17 protein-coding genes, 1 tRNA gene and 1 other RNA gene are annotated in these 17,118 nt (G+C 72.5%); 11 read left to right on the top strand and 8 right to left on the bottom strand.

Features of this window, described 5'->3' with window-relative positions; translation table 11 throughout:
- The first annotated feature begins 9 nt into the window (after nt 1-9).
- Complete coding sequence (locus BV907_RS17480; protein WP_077491028.1) at nt 10-240, top strand: hypothetical protein; 231 nt, start codon at nt 10-12, stop codon at nt 238-240.
- A 109-nt stretch (nt 241-349) separates the two neighbouring features.
- Here the strand turns inward: BV907_RS17480 and BV907_RS17475 are convergent, their stop codons facing one another.
- A complete protein-coding gene (locus BV907_RS17475) occupies nt 350-1,663 on the bottom strand; it encodes an aspartate kinase (RefSeq protein WP_077491027.1) in 1,314 nt (437 codons plus the stop codon).
- 161 nt (nt 1,664-1,824) lie between these two features.
- Here BV907_RS17475 and BV907_RS17470 point away from each other — a divergent pair, with 161 nt between their 5' ends.
- Genes BV907_RS17470 through BV907_RS17460 form a run of 3 tightly spaced genes read left to right on the top strand, consistent with a single transcriptional unit; the run spans nt 1,825 to nt 5,149 of the window.
- Nucleotides 1,825-2,991 (top strand): hypothetical protein, encoded by a 1,167-nt coding sequence (locus BV907_RS17470; RefSeq protein WP_077491026.1) that lies wholly within the window; start codon nt 1,825-1,827, stop codon nt 2,989-2,991.
- On the top strand, nt 2,988-4,004 hold the full coding sequence (locus tag BV907_RS17465; protein WP_245828062.1) for an ABC transporter ATP-binding protein: 1,017 nt from the start codon (nt 2,988-2,990) through the stop codon (nt 4,002-4,004). The genes BV907_RS17470 and BV907_RS17465 overlap by 4 nt, the downstream gene beginning before the upstream one ends.
- Nucleotides 4,001-5,149 carry an ABC transporter permease gene (locus tag BV907_RS17460; RefSeq protein WP_077491025.1) on the top strand — a complete coding sequence of 383 codons (1,149 nt, stop codon included), beginning with the start codon at nt 4,001-4,003 and terminating at the stop codon, nt 5,147-5,149. The genes BV907_RS17465 and BV907_RS17460 overlap by 4 nt, the downstream gene beginning before the upstream one ends.
- Nucleotides 5,150-5,199: 50 nt before the next feature.
- Here BV907_RS17460 and BV907_RS17455 read toward each other — a convergent pair whose 3' ends face one another.
- From BV907_RS17455 to ffs, 4 genes are all read right to left on the bottom strand, one after another.
- Complete coding sequence (locus BV907_RS17455) at nt 5,200-6,249, bottom strand: isopenicillin N synthase family dioxygenase (protein ID WP_077491024.1); 1,050 nt, start codon at nt 6,247-6,249, stop codon at nt 5,200-5,202.
- A 90-nt stretch (nt 6,250-6,339) separates the two neighbouring features.
- Nucleotides 6,340-6,939 carry a recombination mediator RecR gene (gene recR / locus BV907_RS17450; RefSeq protein WP_077491023.1) on the bottom strand — a complete coding sequence of 200 codons (600 nt, stop codon included), beginning with the start codon at nt 6,937-6,939 and terminating at the stop codon, nt 6,340-6,342.
- Nucleotides 6,940-6,948: 9 nt separating this feature from the next.
- Nucleotides 6,949-9,891, bottom strand: a complete 2,943-nt coding sequence (locus tag BV907_RS17445; protein ID WP_077491022.1) for a DNA polymerase III subunit gamma and tau — start codon at nt 9,889-9,891, stop codon at nt 6,949-6,951.
- A 72-nt stretch (nt 9,892-9,963) separates the two neighbouring features.
- Nucleotides 9,964-10,060, bottom strand: an RNA gene (gene ffs, locus BV907_RS17440) — signal recognition particle sRNA small type.
- Nucleotides 10,061-10,178: 118 nt separating this feature from the next.
- Between ffs and BV907_RS17435 the strand changes: the two genes are divergently transcribed.
- From BV907_RS17435 to BV907_RS17425, 3 genes are all read left to right on the top strand, one after another.
- Nucleotides 10,179-10,264, top strand: a tRNA-Ser gene (locus tag BV907_RS17435).
- A gap of 371 nt (nt 10,265-10,635) precedes the next feature.
- Entirely contained in the window at nt 10,636-11,955 is a 1,320-nt protein-coding gene (locus tag BV907_RS19475) for a M23 family metallopeptidase (RefSeq protein WP_245828061.1), read from the top strand.
- Between the two features lie 84 nt (nt 11,956-12,039).
- The gene (locus BV907_RS17425; RefSeq protein WP_077491020.1) at nt 12,040-12,540 is read left to right on the top strand and encodes a glutathione peroxidase; all 501 of its coding nucleotides are present in this window, start codon (nt 12,040-12,042) and stop codon (nt 12,538-12,540) included.
- Here BV907_RS17425 and BV907_RS17420 read toward each other — a convergent pair.
- A complete protein-coding gene (locus BV907_RS17420; protein ID WP_077491019.1) occupies nt 12,537-13,148 on the bottom strand; it encodes a TetR/AcrR family transcriptional regulator in 612 nt (203 codons plus the stop codon). The two genes, BV907_RS17425 and BV907_RS17420, sit on opposite strands and share 4 nt — an antisense overlap.
- A gap of 77 nt (nt 13,149-13,225) precedes the next feature.
- Between BV907_RS17420 and BV907_RS17415 the strand changes: the two genes are divergently transcribed.
- On the top strand, nt 13,226-13,744 hold the full coding sequence (locus BV907_RS17415; RefSeq protein ID WP_077491018.1) for a DUF4188 domain-containing protein: 519 nt from the start codon (nt 13,226-13,228) through the stop codon (nt 13,742-13,744).
- 30 nt (nt 13,745-13,774) lie between these two features.
- Here the strand turns inward: BV907_RS17415 and BV907_RS17410 are convergent, their stop codons facing one another.
- Nucleotides 13,775-14,665 carry a Cof-type HAD-IIB family hydrolase gene (locus tag BV907_RS17410; protein WP_077491017.1) on the bottom strand — a complete coding sequence of 297 codons (891 nt, stop codon included), beginning with the start codon at nt 14,663-14,665 and terminating at the stop codon, nt 13,775-13,777.
- 159 nt (nt 14,666-14,824) lie between these two features.
- On the opposite strand from BV907_RS17410, the gene BV907_RS17405 reads away from it, so the two are divergent.
- Both BV907_RS17405 and BV907_RS17400 read left to right on the top strand, forming a co-directional pair.
- Nucleotides 14,825-15,124 (top strand): type II toxin-antitoxin system VapB family antitoxin, encoded by a 300-nt coding sequence (locus tag BV907_RS17405; protein WP_077491016.1) that lies wholly within the window; start codon nt 14,825-14,827, stop codon nt 15,122-15,124.
- A gap of 7 nt (nt 15,125-15,131) precedes the next feature.
- Nucleotides 15,132-15,770, top strand: a complete 639-nt coding sequence (locus BV907_RS17400) for a LytR C-terminal domain-containing protein (protein ID WP_077491015.1) — start codon at nt 15,132-15,134, stop codon at nt 15,768-15,770.
- A gap of 44 nt (nt 15,771-15,814) precedes the next feature.
- Here the strand turns inward: BV907_RS17400 and BV907_RS17395 are convergent, their stop codons facing one another.
- Nucleotides 15,815-16,456 (bottom strand): TetR/AcrR family transcriptional regulator, encoded by a 642-nt coding sequence (locus BV907_RS17395; protein WP_077491014.1) that lies wholly within the window; start codon nt 16,454-16,456, stop codon nt 15,815-15,817.
- A gap of 81 nt (nt 16,457-16,537) precedes the next feature.
- Between BV907_RS17395 and BV907_RS19030 the strand changes: the two genes are divergently transcribed.
- Nucleotides 16,538-17,020, top strand: a complete 483-nt coding sequence (locus BV907_RS19030; RefSeq protein ID WP_175637513.1) for a hypothetical protein — start codon at nt 16,538-16,540, stop codon at nt 17,018-17,020.
- The last annotated feature ends 98 nt before the right edge of the window (nt 17,021-17,118 follow it).

Below are 17,118 nucleotides of genomic sequence, written 5' to 3'. Positions count from 1 at the left end.
TGAAGAAGGATGCCCCGCACGCACAAGGTACTCGAGACGTTCATGCGCGCGACCGGCAGGGCCGCGGCGATCTGGGGCCCGGCGGCCCGAACCGACGCCAACGCGCCGGTCGTGCACAAGCACGACGCCTACGAGCAGGCCTCGGATGTCGAACTCAAGACCTTCGAGGTCGTCACCGACTCCGACGGACACCACTACGCCGTCCGCAAGGACGAGAAGCCCCCGATGACGCACCACTGACTGCCAGCGCGTCGCCCTGGGTTCTGGCTTCGCTCAACCCGCCCTCAGCCACCAACGGCCGGCGACCTTCCGTCAGGAAGGCCACCGGCCGTCGTCGTGCGCTGTGCGGTCAGCGGCCCGTTCCGCCGTAGACCGTCGCCTGGGTCTCGGCGTCGAGGTCGAAGGCCGAGTGGATCGCGCGGACGGCGTCGTCGAGCAGGTCGGCGCGGGTCACGACCGAGATGCGGATCTCCGACGTCGAGATCATGTCGATGTTGATCCCGGCGTCGGCGAGGGCCTTGAAGAACGTCGCGGAGACGCCCGGGTGGGAGCGCATGCCCGCGCCGATGAGCGAGAGCTTGCCGATCTCCGCGTTGTACTCGATGCTCTCGAAGCCGATGCGGTCCTGGGCGGACTTCAGCGCGTCGAGGGCGTCGGCGCCCTCGACGATCGGCAGCGTGAAGGAGATGTCCGTCGAGCCGCGGCCGTGCGTCGAGACGTTCTGCACGATCATGTCGATGTTCGAGTGCGCGTCCGCGATCACCTGGAAGATCTCCGCGGCCTTGCCCGGGGTGTCGGGCACGCCGACGACGGTGACCTTGGCCTCGGAGCGATCGTGCGCGACTCCGGAGATGATGGGCTGTTCCAAAGCGACTCCCTCGCTGACGGTGATCTTGTCCTCGGGGCTGGGCAGCACCCACGTCCCCTCATGATGGCTGAACGACGAGCGCACGTGCAGCGGCACTCCGAAGCGGCGCGCGTACTCGACGCAGCGCAGGTGGAGGATCTTGGCGCCGGAGGCGGCGAGCTCGAGCATCTCCTCGCTCGAGATGCGGTCGATCTTCTTCGCGGCCGGGACCACGCGGGGGTCCGCCGTGTAGACGCCGTCGACGTCGGTGTAGATCTCGCACACGTCCGCGTCGAGGGCGGCGGCGAGGGCGACGGCGGTCGTGTCCGACCCGCCGCGACCGAGCGTCGTGATGTCGTTGCTCTCGCGGCTCATGCCCTGGAAGCCCGCGACGATCGCGATCTTGCCCTTGTCGAGGGCCGTGCGGACGCGGTGCGGGTCGACGTCGATGATGCGCGCCTTGCCGTGGATGCCGTCCGTGATCATGCCGGCCTGCGAGCCCGTGAAGGACTGGGCCTTGGAGCCGAGCTGGTTGATCGCCATCGCGAGGAGCGCCATCGAGATGCGCTCGCCCGCCGAGAGGAGCATGTCCATCTCGCGCGCGGGGGCGCTGTCCGTGATCTCGGACGAGAGGTCGAGCAACTCGTCGGTCGTGTCGCCCATCGCGGAGACCACGACGACGACCTCGTGGCCCGCGCGCTGGTTGTCCACCACGCGCTGCGCCACCCGCTTGATGCCCGCAGCGTCGGAGACGGAAGAGCCGCCGAACTTCTGGACGATCAGCTGCCGGGTGGGCAATTCGAGGGGCATCGACATGCGGGCACACTCACAGGGGCTCGGAGATATCAGGGATGGTCCCCGCCATTCTACCGTCCGGCGCGGCCGCCGCTGACAACGTGACATCCGCGACGGTGCCCGCGGGCTGGCCCGGGACCTAGCATGGATACACGGCTGCTGGGGCCCAGAGCGGAGTAGGCATGGAACCAGCGCGCGCCCCCGAGGGGGGCCGTCGGCTCGATCCGGCCGCCGAGGACCTCGGCGCCGTGGGCGGCCTCGCCCCATCTGGACCGGGCTCGGCGAAGCACGACGGCGGGCCCGCCGCGCGCCGCTCCCGGCGCCTCGAGCGCGCCGCGGCACTCCGCAGGAGCTCCCTCGCCGTCCTCGTGCGCGCAGTCCGCGAGTTCACGTCCCTCGCTGCGAGCCCGGCCTGGTGGCTGGGCCTCGCCCTCTCGGTCGCGCTGGCCGTCGGGGCGGTCATGGGACCGCTCCGGGCGGCGCTCCTCGCCGCGGCGGGCTTCACGGAGCCGTGGCGGGACCCGGAGGTTGCCCTCGCCGAGGCGCTTCCCGTGCTCGGGCTGTGGGCTCTCCCGCTCGCGCTGTGCCCCTGGGCGCTCCTGACGGGCGTGGCCGCGCCGCTGCGGCCGAGGCACGGCGCGGGCAGGGCGGCCCTTGCGCGCATCCTCGGCCGGGGGCTGCTCGCCGCCGCCGCCGCGGCGGCGGCGCACGCGATCGCCGGCGCGGCCCTCGGGGCGCAGCCGCCCCTCGTCGGGCCGGCAGCGGCGTCCGGAGCGTGGACCGCGGGGCTCCTCGCCGCCGTCGGCACCGGGCTGCGGACCGCCGTCGTGCATCCCTGGCCGTCGTGGGCAGCCGCGGCCGTGGCGGTCCTGTGGCTGGGGGCGGGCAACGCGGCCGCCGCGCTGTGGCTCCTGCCCGCGACCGAGAGCAGCATCCCCCGCCACTACGCCGTCAACGTCGAGCGGGACTCCGACGGCATGCTCGTGTCCTTCGAGTGCACCGACTTCGAGCTCGCCCCGTACACGGGGCCGCGGTCCGAGATGGTGGCCTGGATCGCCGCCTCCAACCCCGCCCTCGTGGCCGTCGCCGCCACCGGGGACGCCGTCCCCCGCGGCTCGGTCGTGGCGTGGACGGCGGACGCGTACGCCTCCGCGGCCGTCGGCCCCTCCGCGTGGGAGCCGTGCCTCGAGGGGCACAGCACGCGGCCCGGCGGCGCGGCGCCCCTCGACGTGCTGGGCCACGCGCAGCTCGCCGCCGCGGCGGCCGCGCTCGTGGGCATCGGGTCTCTCCGCCGGCGGGTCCGGCGCAGTAGGGTGGGCGCAGGACTCGAGGGGGAGGAGCATCCGTGAGCGATCAACCCGTGCCCGCGGACGACGACAGGGACGAGGGGAAGGACGACGGCGCCGGGCCGGCCGAGACTGGCGCAGCGCCGGAGCGCGGGGTTCCGCAGGCAGGGATCGAGGTGCGGGGCGTCGCGCGCAGCTTCGGCCCCGTGCACGCCGTCGTCGACATGGACTTCGATGCCCCGCCCGGGCAGGTCACGGCCCTCGTCGGGCCGAACGGGGCGGGCAAGACGACGCTGCTGCTCATGCTCGCCTCGCTGCTTGCGCCGGACGCCGGCAGCCTCAGGATCGACGGCTTCGATCCCCTCTCGGACCGCGCCGAGGTGCGCCGCCGGGTGGGCTGGATGCCGGACACGCTCGGCGTGTGGGAGTCCCTCACGGCCCGCGAGATCCTCGTCCAGATCGGCCGGTTCTACCGACTGCCCTCATCCGCGGCCGCGTCCCGCGCCGCAGAGCTCCTCGATCTCGTGCACCTCGGCGAGCTCGCCGACCAGCCCGCGCGGGTGCTCTCGCGCGGGCAGCAGCAGCGCCTGAGCCTCGCCCGAGCGCTCATCCACCGGCCCACGACCCTTCTCCTCGACGAACCCGCCGCGGGCCTCGACCCTGCCTCGCGCGTCGAGCTGCGCCGGCTCCTGCGCAGCCTCGCGGCCGAGGGCACGACGATCCTCGTCTCGTCCCACGTCCTGAGCGAGCTCGACGAGGTGGCCGACTCGGCGGTCTTCGTCAGCGCCGGGCGCACGGTCAAGCACCAGCGCGTCGACGACTCCTCCCGCGGGCGCCGCTACGCGCTGTACGCCCTCGACCTCGGCGCCGCGCGGGCGCGCCTGGCCGAGCTCGGCGTCGTCTTCGGCGAGGAACAGGGCAGGCGACCCTGGCTGAGCATGGTGCTCGGCACGGAGGACGACGCCGCGCGCCTCCTGCGCGACCTCGTCTCCGGCGGCGTGCCCGTCACAGCGTTCGCCCCGGCCAGCGGGGCACTCGAGGAGGCGTACCTGCAGATGGGGGTGGAGCGGCGATGAGCGCACACGAGACCGAGGCCCGGAAGGGGGCCGCCCTGGGGGCGTGGCTGCGCGGCGCGTGGGACGTCGTCGTGCTCGAGGCCAAGCAGCGGCTGCGCTCGCGCGGCTGGTACATCATGCTCGCGGTGTGGTTCGTCGTGATCGGCCTCGTGACCTGGCTGACGTGGGCGAGCTGGAACGCCCAGCGGGAGCTGAATCGCGCCATTTCCTCCCCCGACGGCGTGGTCACGGACCTGCCGCCGGAGTCGGCCGGGCCGGGCAGCATGATCTTCGAGGTCGTGCTCGCTTTCGTGCTGTTCCTGGCGCTCATCGTCGCCCCGGCCCTGTCCGCGAACGCCGTCAACGGGGACCGCGCGCAGGGCACGCTCGCCGTCGTCCAGGCAACGCTCCTGAGCCCGGGGCAGATCCTCGCCGGGAAGCTCGCCGCCGCGTGGCTCGCGGCGCTGGCCTTCCTCGCGGCCGCGGCGCCGTTCCTCGTGATCGGCGTGGCCCTCGGCGGGATGTCGCCTGCGACGATCGCGGTCTCGCTCCTGATGCTCGCGGTCGAGCTCGCAGTCGTGTGCTCGATCGGCGTCGGCGTCTCGGCGCTCGCGGGCAGGCCGCTGTTCTCGATCGTCGTCACCTACCTGATCGTGGCGCTGCTCGTCGTCGGGACGCTCATTGCCTTCGGGTTCGGCGCGGCACTCGCCCGCGGCACGATCCGCGCCAACAATCCGTCATACCTCGAGAACATCCCGACCCGGCCTCAGGCCCAGATCGTGGACCCGGGCTACACGTGCAGCGGGCCGCTCACGCAGCGCGAGGTGGTCCGCACCGAGCGCGTGGCGTGGTTCCTCGCGATGAACCCGTACGTCGTGGTCGCTGATGCCATCCCGTACCCGGACCGCAGCCGCGACACCTCCCCGTACCCCCAGGGCGCGATCGAGTCGGTCAGCCAGGGCGCCCGTGCCGCCCTCGCTGGGCCGGACGCGACGTACCCGTGCGTGAATGGCCAGCCCAAGCCGTCCTACTTCGTGCAGACCACGCCGCTGTGGCCGCTCGGGCTCGGCCTCCAGCTCGTCCTCGCGGGCGGGCTGTTCGCCGCCGCGCGCAGCCGGCTCGTGACCCCGGCACGGCGGCTGTCCAAGGGAACGCGCGTGGCCTGACATTCGGCGGTCCGGGGGCCGCCGCCGCGGGACATCGTGGACGCTGGACCTCAGTACGCCGCCCCGCCGTGGGTGGGCCCGACGAGCTCGGGGTAGTGGATTCGCGCCGTCTCAGGATGCGCGCGCAGCCAGCCCTTGAGGACATTCGCCCCGTAGGAGGCCAGCATCGGGTTCTCGGGGTCGTCCGAGACGCCGCGCGCGTCGGCGGCCAGCGCGGGCGGCAGCTCGACCTTGTCGATGACCGCGTCGAGGCGGGGCGACCAGAAGAAGGGCACCGAGTACCGATCGACGCCGGCCGGCGGGGCCGTGACGCGGTGGATCGTGGCCATGAGGTAGCCGTCCGTGGCGACCTCGAGCATCTCGCCGAGGTTCACGACGAGCGCCTCCGGGATGGGCGGGACCTCGATCCACGTCTCCTGCCCGTAGGGCTTGACCTCGAGCCCGCCCACGGCGTCCTGCAGCAGGAGCGTGACGAAGCCGTAGTCCGCGTGCAGGCCCACGCCCTGCTCGCCCGCTTCGGGCACGACGCCTGTGCCCACATAGTGCACGAGCTTGCCCATCCACGCCGGCGTGCCTGCGAAGGGCTCGTCGAAGTGGTCCGCCCGCAGGCCGATCGAGACGGCGATCGCGGAGAGGAGTTCGGCCCCGACGTGGGACATGAGCTCGGCCCACTCCATCGCAGCCTTCTCGAGGGCCGGGAACGCTGCGGGCCACTGGTTGGGCCCCTGGAGCCGGAGGTAGGGCCTGTCCGCGGGAACGTCGGCGAGCGGCTCGAGCTCGGGGCCGAAGTCGATCTGCTCCCGGGCGTCCGCCCGGCCGCGCGTGATCTCGGTGCCGAGCCGCGTGTAGCCGCGGAACTGCGGGGACCTGCGGTTGTCGAGGGCGAGCCGGTCCTCGAGGGGGAGCCGGAAGAACTCGGCCACGGTGTCGAGGAGCTCCTGCTCCTGCCCGTGCCGGGCCCCGTAGCCGGTGACCTGGAAGAACCCGACGTGATGCGCGGCGTCGCGCAGGGCGTCGAGGAAGCCGGGGACGAAGGATCCGTCCGCTTCCTTGGCGGCCGAGAGGTCGAGGACCGGGATGGAGGTGCGCGCGGTGCTCATGCCTCCTAGCATGCTCCGCCGGAGTGGGGGCCGTCATGCCCTGGTCCGGTCCTGACCTGCTGATGCCACCCCGGGTGCGCCCGTCTCGGTCTAGCTGATCGCGCTGCGGCGCCCCTCGAAGGCCCGGCCAAGCGTGACTTCGTCCGCGTATTCGAGGTCCCCGCCCACGGGCAGGCCCGAGGCGAGGCGCGTGACCGTCACACCGATCGTCTTGAGCATCCGCGCGAGGTAGGTCGAGGTGGCCTCGCCCTCCAGGTTGGGGTTCGTCGCGATGATGATCTCGGTGACGGCATCGTCGTTGAGCCGCGTGAGGAGCTCCCGGATGCGCAGCTGGTCAGGTCCGATCCCGGCGATGGGGTTGATCGCCCCGCCGAGCACGTGGTACCGGCCGCGGAAGGCGCGCGTGCGTTCGACGGCCAGGACGTCCTTCGACTCCTCGACGACGCAGATGACGCTCGCGTCCCGCCGCGGGTCGCGGCAGATCGAGCACATGTCCTGCTCGGAGACGTTGCCGCAGACCTGGCAGAACTTGACGCGCTCCTTGACCCCCGTGATCGCCGCCGCGAGGCGCATCATGTCATCCTTGTCCGCCTCGAGGATGTGGAAGGCGAGCCGCTGGGCCGACTTGGGGCCGATGCCGGGGAGCCGGCCGAGTTCGTCGATCAGGTCTTGGACTGCGCCTTCATACACTCCTCTACGCTACCGCGGAGGGATGACAGTCCCGTCCAGGGCCCGCTCCTCGATGAGTTTTCCGCCGAGGATGCGCTCGACCGCCGCCCGCCCGAAGAGGATCGACTCCTCGATCGCCTCGTCGTCCGCGCTCGGGATGTCGTCGACGTAGGCCTGCGGCGCCTGCGCCTGCTGCTCCTGCGGCCCGCGCTCGGCCGCCGACCGGCTCAGCCTCTCGTACATGCTCAGACGGCGCCCGCCGTCGGAGGCGCCGTTTGCTGAGGGGGCCGGCTGGGTTGGGGAGGCGCCGTTCTGTGGTGCCTGCGCTGCTGCCGGTGCGTAGGCGGGAGCGGACGACGGCGCCGTGGCTGCGGGGGCGGCGGGGACCGTGGACGGGGCGGAGGCCGATGCGCCGTCCGCCCCGACGTTGGGCTCCGAGCCGACCGTCCACACGCCTGGCGAGGACTCCCGGGCGTAGGACCAAGGATCTGATGCCGTCGACGAGGGTGAGGACATCGAGATGGAGGTGCCCGGGGCCGCCGGGGCCGTGCCGGAGAGCCCCGCTGGCTGGGGGGCCTGCGGGGCCCGGTTGGGCTGGGCAGCGCGGGCGTAGCCGTCATCCTCGGGGTAGGGCTCGTCCCACTCGTTGGGCGGCTCCTCATTCGAGTACGGGATGTCGTCGTAGGGGCTCGACGGCGACGGCCCGGAGGGGGCGACCGCGCGGGAAGCCTGGGCCGCGGGCAGCCCAGTCTCGGGTGCCGACATCGCGGGCGTAGGGGGCTCGGCGGCGGGGGGCTCGGAGGTGGGGGGCCCGGCGGCGGGGGGCTCGTACGCGGAGGGCGCAATCGCTGGAGCTGCTGGCGCCGACGTCGCCGGAGCCGCTGTGCCGGGCGCCGATCCAGGAATGGCGGGCTCGGCGCGTGGAGTGACCGGCCGGTCGACGCCCTGCGCCGGGGCATGGTTCGGGGACGCGCCGGCGGGCTGGGCCGAGGCCGTGCTCTGAGCGGGTGCCGGGGCGAGGCCCCATGCGATGTCGGCCTCTGACGGCTCCGCGGGGGCGCTGGCCGCGGATACTGCGGAGGGGGCGCTGCCGCCAACGGGCCTGGCGGGCCGTGACTCGGCGGACGCAGTCAGGCGAGACTCGACCGCGGGCACAGGTGTGTCCTGGCCCGGGTCAGCCGGTGCTTTTGGGGAGCCGCCACCCCTCGCCCCCGCGGACGGGACAACGCCGGGGCCGTTGCCGCCGGTCACGGCGTCGATCTGGCAGTCGACGCCGAGAACCAGCTGGATCGCTCGGCGCAGGTTGTCGGCGTGGTCGCTGCGCATGAAGGCCGAGGCCAGGCCGGACGTGCCGAAGGCGAGCGCCAGGGTCCGGCCGTCGAAGCCTGCCACGGAGGCGTTCGGCCCCACGAGCGCCCACGTGCTGCGCTTGACCTTGGCCAGGGTGTCGAGGATCTCGGGCCACGCGCGGCGGAACATCTCCACGCTCCCGGCGCCGCCGCCCTGCGGTGCCTGAGTCGCCGAGGTGGGGGCCTGTGGCGCCGAGGTGGGGGGCTGGGTCGCCGAGGTGGGGGCCTGTGGCGCCGAGGTGGGGGGCTGGGACGCCCCGGGCTCGGGCTGGGTGTTGCCCGTCTCCACGACGGCGGCGGGGGCTTCGCTTCGCTCGACCGCGGGGGCCGGCTGCGGGGCCTGGGGCACCGGCGGTGCGCTCGTGGACGGCGTCTCGGGACGCGGCCGCGGGGCCGCGTCCCCGGACACGGGCGTCGGGACCGACGCCGCGGCGGGTGGCTCCCCGCCGTCGTGCGCGAAGGCGAGGCGGCGCTCGAGCCGGTCGACCCGCGCGGCCCAGCCGCGCTCGGTCGCCTCCGCGCCTGGAAGCATGAGCCGGGCGCACAGGAGCTCGAGGTGCAGCCGGGGCGAGGTGGCGCCGGTCATCTCGTTGAAGGCCTCGTTCGTGACGTCTGCCGCGCGGGACAGCTCGGCCGCCCCCAGATTCTGCGCCTGGACCCGCATGCGCGCGAGCTGGTCGGCCGGGACGCCGCGCAGGATCGACTCGGCCGCCTCGGGCAGGGCCTGGACGATGATGAGGTCGCGGAAGCGCTCGAGGAGGTCCTCGACAAAGCGGCGCGGATCGTGGCCGGTCTGGATCACGCGGTCGACGGCGCGGAACACCGTCCCGGAATCGCCCGCCGCCACGGCGTCCACGACGTCATCGAGCAGGGCCGCGTGGGTATAGCCCAGGAGCGCGACGGCCAGCTCGTAGTCGAGCCCGTCGGGGCCGGCGCCGGCCATGAGCTGGTCGAGGACCGAGAGCGAGTCTCGCACCGAGCCCCCGCCGGCCCGGACCACGAGCGAGAGCACGCCCGGCGCGACGGGAACGCTCTCCGCCGCGCAGAGCTGCTCGAGGTACGCGAGCAGGGGCTCGGGCGGGACGAGCCGGAAGGGGTAGTGGTGCGTGCGGGACCGGATGGTCCCGATCACCTTGTCCGGCTCCGTCGTCGCGAAGATGAACTTGATGTGCTCCGGCGGCTCCTCGACGATCTTCAGGAGCGCGTTGAAGCCCGCCGACGTGACCATGTGGGCCTCGTCGATGATGAAGATCTTGTAGCGGTCCCGCACTGGGGCGAAGGTCGCGCGCTCGCGGAGGTCGCGGGCGTCGTCGACGCCGCCGTGGCTCGCGGCGTCGATCTCGATGACATCGAGCGAACCGGAGCCGCCGCGGGCGAGCTCGACGCAGCTCGGGCACACCCCGCACGGATCCGGCGTCGGGCCCTGCTCGCAGTTGAGGCAGCGGGCGAGGATGCGCGCGGAGGTGGTCTTGCCGCAGCCGCGGGGGCCGGAGAAGAGGTAGGCGTGGTTGACGCGGTCCTTGCGCAGCGCCGTCATGAGCGGCTCGGTGACGTGCTCCTGCCCGATCACGTCCTTGAACGTGTCCGGCCGATACCGGCGGTAGAGGGCAGCGGGAGAACTCACAGGGAAACCCTACCAATCTCGCCAGGGGCCGAGCCCGGTTATCCACAGGCGCCGGCGGTCGGGCCGGGGGAACGAAAGGACCCCTCATGCACCCGCCAGAGCCCACCTACCCTTGCTACCTTCCGGTCCTGGGGGAGTTCAGCAGGATGACGCCACATGAGGGGCCGGGGAACAGTCTACCCGACGCTTCAGGGTGCCCCGGCGCCCCCGGAAACCGCGGTTCGGCGCCCGATTCGGCGCATGCGCGATGGTCGGGTATTCTGGAGTCTGCTCTGAACGAGCTGCCTGGAGGATTCGCCTAGCGGCCTATGGCGCACGCCTGGAACGCGTGTTGGGTTAACAGCCCTCGGGGGTTCAAATCCCCCATCCTCCGCGCGCAGACACCCCCGGTCCATGACCGGGGGTGTCTTTTTTCTATTCCCTCCCGATGAGTACGTGGTCGCCTCCGATGACTACGTGGCTTCGCCCTCGATGACTACTTGTTCGCCTCGGACGAGTACGTGACTTCGCGGAAAAGGGGTGCTCAAGCCGCTCGAGGACGTGAGAATAATCGCATTGCGCAGGCTGGGTGCGCGGACCAAGTTAATCCGATTGATGCGCCGTGCCTGCGGCGCCATGACCGATGGGGGCAGTCCGATCATGCACCGCGCTATGCACCGCGCCACACCCGCCAAACTCCGGCGAGCCCGGATCAGGGCAGCAGCAACTCTCTTCACCGCCCTGGGCACTACTGCGCTCACGGCCATGCCCGCCTTCGCGGGCGACATCCGGTCGATCACCGCGGACCCCGACGCCGCGGTGGCCTTCTACCGGAGCGACGTCCGCACCGTCACGGCCGGGCTGGAAACCTCGGACTCGACAGCGGCGCCCGTCGCTGCAGAGTCGACAGACCTCAAGCGACCCGAGGCTGGGAGTCTCTACGCGCCGCTTGAATCCTTCACCCCCGGCTCGGTCTTCGGCTACCGCACGAACCCGATCACGGGCGAGGCGGGCGAGTTCCACTGGGGTCAGGACTATGCCGCCCCGTGCGGCGAGCGCGTCTACGCGTCCGACGCCGGCGAGGTGCGGGCCGCGGGCTGGCACCCGTGGGGCGGTGGGAACCGTGTCGAGATCGACCACGGCAACGGCCTCATCACGACCTACAACCACATGGAGGGCATCGCCGTGGAGAAGGGCGAGCTGGTCAAGCCCGGGCAGGTCATCGGCCTCGTGGGCTCCACTGGCTCCTCGACGGGCTGCCACCTGCACTTCGAGACGATCCGCGACGACGAGCATGTCGATCCGGGAACCTTTACGTTCATCCCGATCCCGAAAGAGGCTCTTCTCGAGGAGCCGCTCGAAGTCACGGACTACACGCCTAGGGATGGCGTCGCGACGAACGAGCGCCAGAGCTGGGCCATCCCCGCTCGGGCGGCCCAGCCGCTCGACGGCGAGGTCGTCGTCCCCACCTGGCAGCCGCCGGCAGCCCCGCTGCTTTTCGATCCGACCCCCGTCGGCCCGCCGGCGGCCGCTCCGACGACGAGGCTGTTCACCGGGCAGAGCACCCCGCCGGCTCCTGCTCCCGCGCCGGCTCCGGCTCCGGCTCCTGAGCCGGCTCCGACGCCTGAATCCGCCCCGGCTCCTGCGCCTGAATCCGCCCCGGCTCCTGCGCCTGAACCCGCGCCGGCTCCTGCGCCTGAACCGGCCCCGGCTCCTGCGCCTGAACCGGCCCCGGCTCCTGCGCCTGAACCCGCGCCGGCTCCTGCGCCTGAACCCGCGCCGGCGCCCGAGCCGGCCCCGACGCCGGTTCTCGAGCCGGCTCCGGCCCCCGCGCCGGTGCTCGAGCCGGCGCCGGTCCTGACCGTGGAGCCCGCCCCGGCTCCGGTGTACGAGCCCGCCCCGGTGTACGAGCCGGCTCCGGTGTACGAGCCAGCCCCGGTCCTGATCGTGGAGCCCGCGCCGGCGCCGGTCGTGGCTCCCGTGGTCATCGCCGAGCCGTCGACGGTCACCGCCGACCCGACCGCCATCCCTGCGGAGCCCGCCCCGGCCGTCGTCGATGCGACTGCCGCCGCGCCGGCGTCGTAGGCACACTCGAGCGGGGCCGGCCGGGATAATCCCGGCCGGCCCCGCTGGTCTGTGCGGCTCCGCCGGCGGGCCTAGACTGGTCGGATGCGCCTGCACGAGATCGCCCTGACCCTCAACGACGGCACCGAGACGACGTTCGGCCGGTTCGCCGGGAGCGCCGTCCTCGTGGTCAACGTCGCCTCCAAGTGCGGCTACACGCGTCAGTACGACGGGCTCGAGGCCCTCTACCGCGAGTACCGCGACCGTGGCCTCGTGGTCCTGGGCGTGCCGTGCAACCAGTTCGCGGGCCAGGAGCCCGGGACGGACGCGGACATCGAGGAGTTCTGCCGCCTGAACTTCGGCGTCAGCTTCCCGCTCGCCGCCAAGGCCAGCGTCCTGGGCAAGAACCAGCACCCGCTCTACGCGGCCCTCTCGCGGTTCCCTGCGGGCGACGATCGCGGCGAGAAGGTCGCGTGGAACTTCGAGAAGTTCCTCGTGAGCGCCGAGGGCGAGACGGTGGGCCGCTTCCGCTCGTCCGTCGAGCCCGACGACCCCGAGCTGCGCGCGGCCATCGAGGCCCTCCTGCCCGAGCCCGCGCGCCTCTAGCGTCTCGGGCCGCAGCCTTCCTGGCTCGCGGGCTCCGACGCCCAGGCCCGCCCGACGGCGTCGAGCGCCGCTTCGTACCCCGCCGCCCAGTCGAGGCCGGGCGGGGCCACCCGGGCCAGCTCGAGGCTCACGAGGCCGTGGACCTGCCCCCAGATCGCGAGCGCGATCTCGGGGACCGGACCCGGACGGAGGCGCCCTTCCCGCTGGCCTTCGGCGACGGCGGCCAGCAGCGGGGCGATCGCGGTGTCGGCGACCTCCGGCGTCGGCGAGCAGCCCTCGGACACTGCGAGCGCGCCGCCGAACATGAGCCGGTAGAGCGCGGGGTGAGCCACCGCCCACTCCCGGTACGCCGCGCCCAGGGAGCGAAGCCCGCCGTCGGCGGCCGCCCGCTGCGAGTCGGCGAACGAGGCGAAGCCCGCATCCAGCACGGCGTTCACGAGCTCGGCCTTCCCGCCGAAGAGCGAGTACACGGCCGTCGTCGAGGTTCCCGCGCGCCGGGCCACGTCCCGCAGCGCGAGCCGCGCGGGGCCGTCGCGGTCCACGAGCTCGGCGGTCACCTCGAGGAGGCGCTCCCGCAGGGCGCTGTCATACACGGTGGGTCTTGCCATGCCCCCCAGTCTATCCGTAACATCGTTTTGTAACGTCGTTATTGATCCGGCGACGCCGGAGGACACCAAGGAGGGGCATGGAGCAGGAGGTTTTCCCCGGACGCTTCACCGCGGAGACGGGGCGCGAGTCGGTGACCGTGTTCCTCATCGGGATGCGTGCGAACAGGTGGTGGAAGCTCGGAACGGTGCTGCGCGTCGCCTCGGCGATGCCGCCCATGCTCCGCTACCTCGCGACGCGGCCGGAGGCGGGCATGCTCGATTTCCATCAGTGGCTGGGGCGCACGACGCTGCTCGTGAGCTACTGGGAGAGTCCCGAGCACCTCATGCGCTTCGCCGCGGATCGCGAGGCGCCGCACCTCGAGCCCTGGCGCCGGTTCATGACGTCCGTCGCGGGCACGGGCGACGTCGGGGTGTGGCACGAGACGTACCAGGTGCCGGCCGCCGGCATCGAGACGGTCTACAGCGGGATGCCGCGGTTCGGGCTCGCCCGGGCCACCGGGCACGTTCCCGTGGGCCCGGGGACGGCGACGGCGCGGCAGCGCCTCCGCGCGTCCGGCGACCGGGCCGCCGGCAACCGGGCCGGCACGGAGGCCTGACGCCGGACCCGGCCCCGCGCCGTCGTGCGCTCAGTCCGCCAGGGCGATCGAATCCCGCCAGCGGCGCAGGAAGGCCAGCCCGGCGTCGTCGTGGATCACGTCCTCGTCGAGGCCGAGGTACGAGGCGGTGAGCACCTCGTACGGCTTCTGCGGGACGCCGTCGGCGGGGCGGACGTCCACGTGGCTCACGACGTGGTCGTTGTGGTGCAGCCAGTCCGCCATCGCGTAGTCGGTGCGGGAGTCGCCGACGGTGTACCAGGCCACGGGCACGATCCCGTCGCGGCTGAGCAGCTCGCACGCGCGGCTCGCGCCGAGGTCCTTGCCGAGGCGGACGGACTCGATGTCCGTCGAGATGATCGTCGGGTCCACGCGGTAGTCCACCGTGTCGTCGCTGCCGGGCACGTGATGGTCCAGGCGCACGACGCCGAGGTCATGCCGCGCCATGACGCCCATCGCGTCGAGGTCGAAGCGCTGCTGCTCCTCGAGGTAGTCGGCATTGGCGACCTCGATGAGCTGCTCGACCGAGACCATGGCCCGCTTCGTCTCGTCGAAGAACATGTGCTCGGCGTAGCGCTCGGCCACGAGCGTGCGGATGTCGTCGGCGTAGGCCGTCGGGACCGCGAGCTCGTGGTCCACGTGGACGACGCCGGCGCCCTGCGCGGAGAACGAGAACCAGGTGGCGCCCTTCTCGCAGATCGCATGGACCGTGAGCCCCTCGGGCATGCCGGCCGCGAGCATGGGCTCCATGACCTGCTCGCGGATGAACGCGTCCGAGCGGCCCGTGTTGAAGATGATCGGGATGCCCGCGTTGCCGAGCTCCGTCAGGAGCTCGATGATCTCGGGCTTCACGTCCCGGGTCTGCGGGCTCGCGATCGGACCGTCGACGTCGAGCAGCAGAGCGAAGGCGGGGGTGACGTTCATGCGCCCATTCTGGCACCCGCCGTCGGCGGGCCAGAATGGCGCCTGCCGAGATGACGAGAGCGGGGGCGGGCCTCCCTGCGAGTAACCGTTTGGCCACAATGCGCTGGCCCCCGAGGGAGGGACTGACGCACGCCGCGGGGCCGGGCCTAGGCTTGACAGGTGATCTTCAAAGCGGTGGGCGAGGGACGTCCGTACCCGGAACATGGCTATAGCTCGCCGAAGGACTGGGCCTCGCTCCCGCCCCGGCCCGTGCGGCTCGACGAGCTCGTGACCACGAAGCGCACGCTCGACCTCGAGGCCCTCCTGGCCGAGGACTCGACCTTCTTCGGCGACCTCTTCCCGCACGTGGTCCAGTACCAGGGAGTGCTCTACCTCGAGGACGGCCTGCACCGCGCCGTCCGCACGGCCCTCCACCAGCGCACCGCGATCCACGCCCGCGTCCTCGACCTCGACCAGTGAGGCCTGCATGCCCCGCAAGCCCAAGGACCTGAGCGTCTTCCACGGCCACCACGTCGTGTCCGGGAAGGAGCTACGCTCGCACTTCCCCCCGGAGGATCCCACGGTCGTGGACCGCCCACGGATGTGGCGGCACGTCCGGCACGGCATCGTGATCTTCCTCCTCGCGGCCCTCGTCCTCGGCGCGACAGGCACAGCCATCGCCATCCTCACGGGCCTCATCCGGCTGCCCCAGGCACAGGAGACCCGGAGCCTCGCCGAGTGCCCCACCGGGACCTACGACTACCTCCCGCCCGAACAGGTCACGGTCAACGTGTTCAACGCGGCCGGTCGCGAGGGGCTCGCCAGGCAGGTCGCCGACCAGCTCATGGAGCGCAAGTTCACGGTCCAGGCCGTGGGCAACAAGCGGTACCCGACCGAAGTGACGGCCGTGATCAGGGGCGGGTTTGCGGGGGAGCCCGCAGTCTTCACGCTCCAGCGCAATGTCCCGGGGAGCGTGTTCGTGCGGGACGACCGAGGAGACGCGAGCGTGGACCTCATCCTCGGGCCCGCGTACGGGGCGCTCACGGACCCGGGGCTCGTGGACCACACGCCGGGAACCATCACCTGTGCGGTCCCCACCCTTCCGGCGACGGCGCCCGTGGGCTGAGCCCCCCGGGCGGCTCGGCGGCCGGTCGGGCCGTCGTGTCCGGTTCAGCGCCGGACGGGCCTGCCCTCGGCATCGAAGCGGGCGCCCACGCCAAGCTGGATGAAGCGCACGGTGGCGGCCGTGCGGCGCTCGGCGTCGTCGTCGTCCGCCGCCCCGTCCTCGCCGCGGCCGCGGTCCGCGCTCGCGGTGAGCGAGCCGTGGACGAGCCGCACGAGCTCGTCCACGTCTGCCCGCGGCAGGTAGCCCTCGGCCATCGCATCGCGCAGGATCTGGGTCAGCAGGGCGTTGAGCTCGCCGACGTGGTCGCCGAGCTTGGCGAAGGACGACGGCGAGAGCACCGCCCGCATCGCGGGCCCCGGTGGCAGGTGGCGGCGGGAGAGGTCCTCGACCTGCGCCCGGATGTAGACGGCAAGCCGGTCGATCGGGTTCTCGAGCGCGTTCAGTTCGGTCTTGAGGTCTGCGAGGAAGCGGCCCGTCTCGTCGAGCGCGTACCCGATGAGGAGCTCCTCCATGTCCGCGTAGTAGTTGTACACGGCGGTGCGGCCGACGCCGGCCTGGCGGGCGACGTCGGTCATGGTCAGGCCGGGGAGTCCTCGGGTGAAGAGCAGCTCGCCGAAGGCGTCGAGGATGCGGCGCTGCGTGAGCGCGCGTTGGGCTGCGTTCGACTCGGCCTGGATGCGGGGCATACCCACATTTTACGTCGGTGTGTCAGTAAAAGCCCGTTTTGCGCCTGTGACACGCGGGCGGAACCGGCCTACCGTGAGCACATGTTCAGGGCGACGGCGGGGGCCGCGGCGGCCTTCATTGCCGCGCCGCTCCTCACGGCGTGCTGGCCGACCTTCGGGTCGGGGGCTCCGCCGTGCATGCCTCCCGCCTACACGGTGACGCCGGACCGGGCGAGCGTCGGGGAGCGGATCACTGTCTCGGCCCCGGACGCGACATGCGACCCCCGGTATGGCGCGGGCGCGCAGATCGAGGTCACCGTGGTCGACGCCGCGGGGCGGGAGGTGGTGCGGGTGCTCGCCCCGATGCGCGACGCCGGCGGGTTCAGCCTCACCTTCGAGGTCCCGGCGGACACCGCGGAGGGGCGCGGCCACGTCTCGGCCTATCCGTACGGCCTCGACTGGTGCGACGACACGGGCACCAACAACCGCCTCAGGCGCGCGGCGGGCACGACGGCGGGGCGGGCCGACGCCGTCGTGCTCGCCTCGTGTGCCGTGCGGGAGGTGCCGCTCACGGTCGGGCCGTGAGCGGCACCGCTCCCGAAGTGCGGATTCCACGTCGGGATCCGGTGTAAATCAAGCTGTCTGTGACGGCTTGGGTGTGTTGATGCCTGCGGTTGTTGGTG

It is taken from the genome of Sinomonas mesophila, assembly GCF_001999765.1.
GTDB classification, from domain to species: Bacteria; Actinomycetota; Actinomycetes; order Actinomycetales; family Micrococcaceae; genus Sinomonas; species Sinomonas mesophila.
The sequence above is the reverse complement of the archived record's forward strand: the minus strand, read 5'-3'. Positions and strand labels throughout refer to the sequence as shown.

Coding starts and splice junctions, on each gene's coding strand:
- BV907_RS17470 (WP_077491026.1), top strand. CDS start 1,825: ATGGAACCAGCGCGCGCCCCCGAGGGGGGCCGTCGGCTCGATCCGGCC.
- BV907_RS17410 (WP_077491017.1), bottom strand. CDS start 14,665: ATGAACGTCACCCCCGCCTTCGCTCTGCTGCTCGACGTCGACGGTCCG.
- BV907_RS17460 (WP_077491025.1), top strand. CDS start 4,001: ATGAGCGCACACGAGACCGAGGCCCGGAAGGGGGCCGCCCTGGGGGCG.
- BV907_RS17480 (WP_077491028.1), top strand. CDS start 10: ATGCCCCGCACGCACAAGGTACTCGAGACGTTCATGCGCGCGACCGGC.
- BV907_RS19475 (WP_245828061.1), top strand. CDS start 10,636: ATGCCCGCCTTCGCGGGCGACATCCGGTCGATCACCGCGGACCCCGAC.
- BV907_RS17425 (WP_077491020.1), top strand. CDS start 12,040: ATGCGCCTGCACGAGATCGCCCTGACCCTCAACGACGGCACCGAGACG.
- BV907_RS17415 (WP_077491018.1), top strand. CDS start 13,226: ATGGAGCAGGAGGTTTTCCCCGGACGCTTCACCGCGGAGACGGGGCGC.
- BV907_RS17455 (WP_077491024.1), bottom strand. CDS start 6,249: ATGAGCACCGCGCGCACCTCCATCCCGGTCCTCGACCTCTCGGCCGCC.
- BV907_RS17475 (WP_077491027.1), bottom strand. CDS start 1,663: ATGTCGATGCCCCTCGAATTGCCCACCCGGCAGCTGATCGTCCAGAAG.
- BV907_RS19030 (WP_175637513.1), top strand. CDS start 16,538: ATGTTCAGGGCGACGGCGGGGGCCGCGGCGGCCTTCATTGCCGCGCCG.
- BV907_RS17400 (WP_077491015.1), top strand. CDS start 15,132: ATGCCCCGCAAGCCCAAGGACCTGAGCGTCTTCCACGGCCACCACGTC.
- BV907_RS17395 (WP_077491014.1), bottom strand. CDS start 16,456: ATGCCCCGCATCCAGGCCGAGTCGAACGCAGCCCAACGCGCGCTCACG.
- BV907_RS17420 (WP_077491019.1), bottom strand. CDS start 13,148: ATGGCAAGACCCACCGTGTATGACAGCGCCCTGCGGGAGCGCCTCCTC.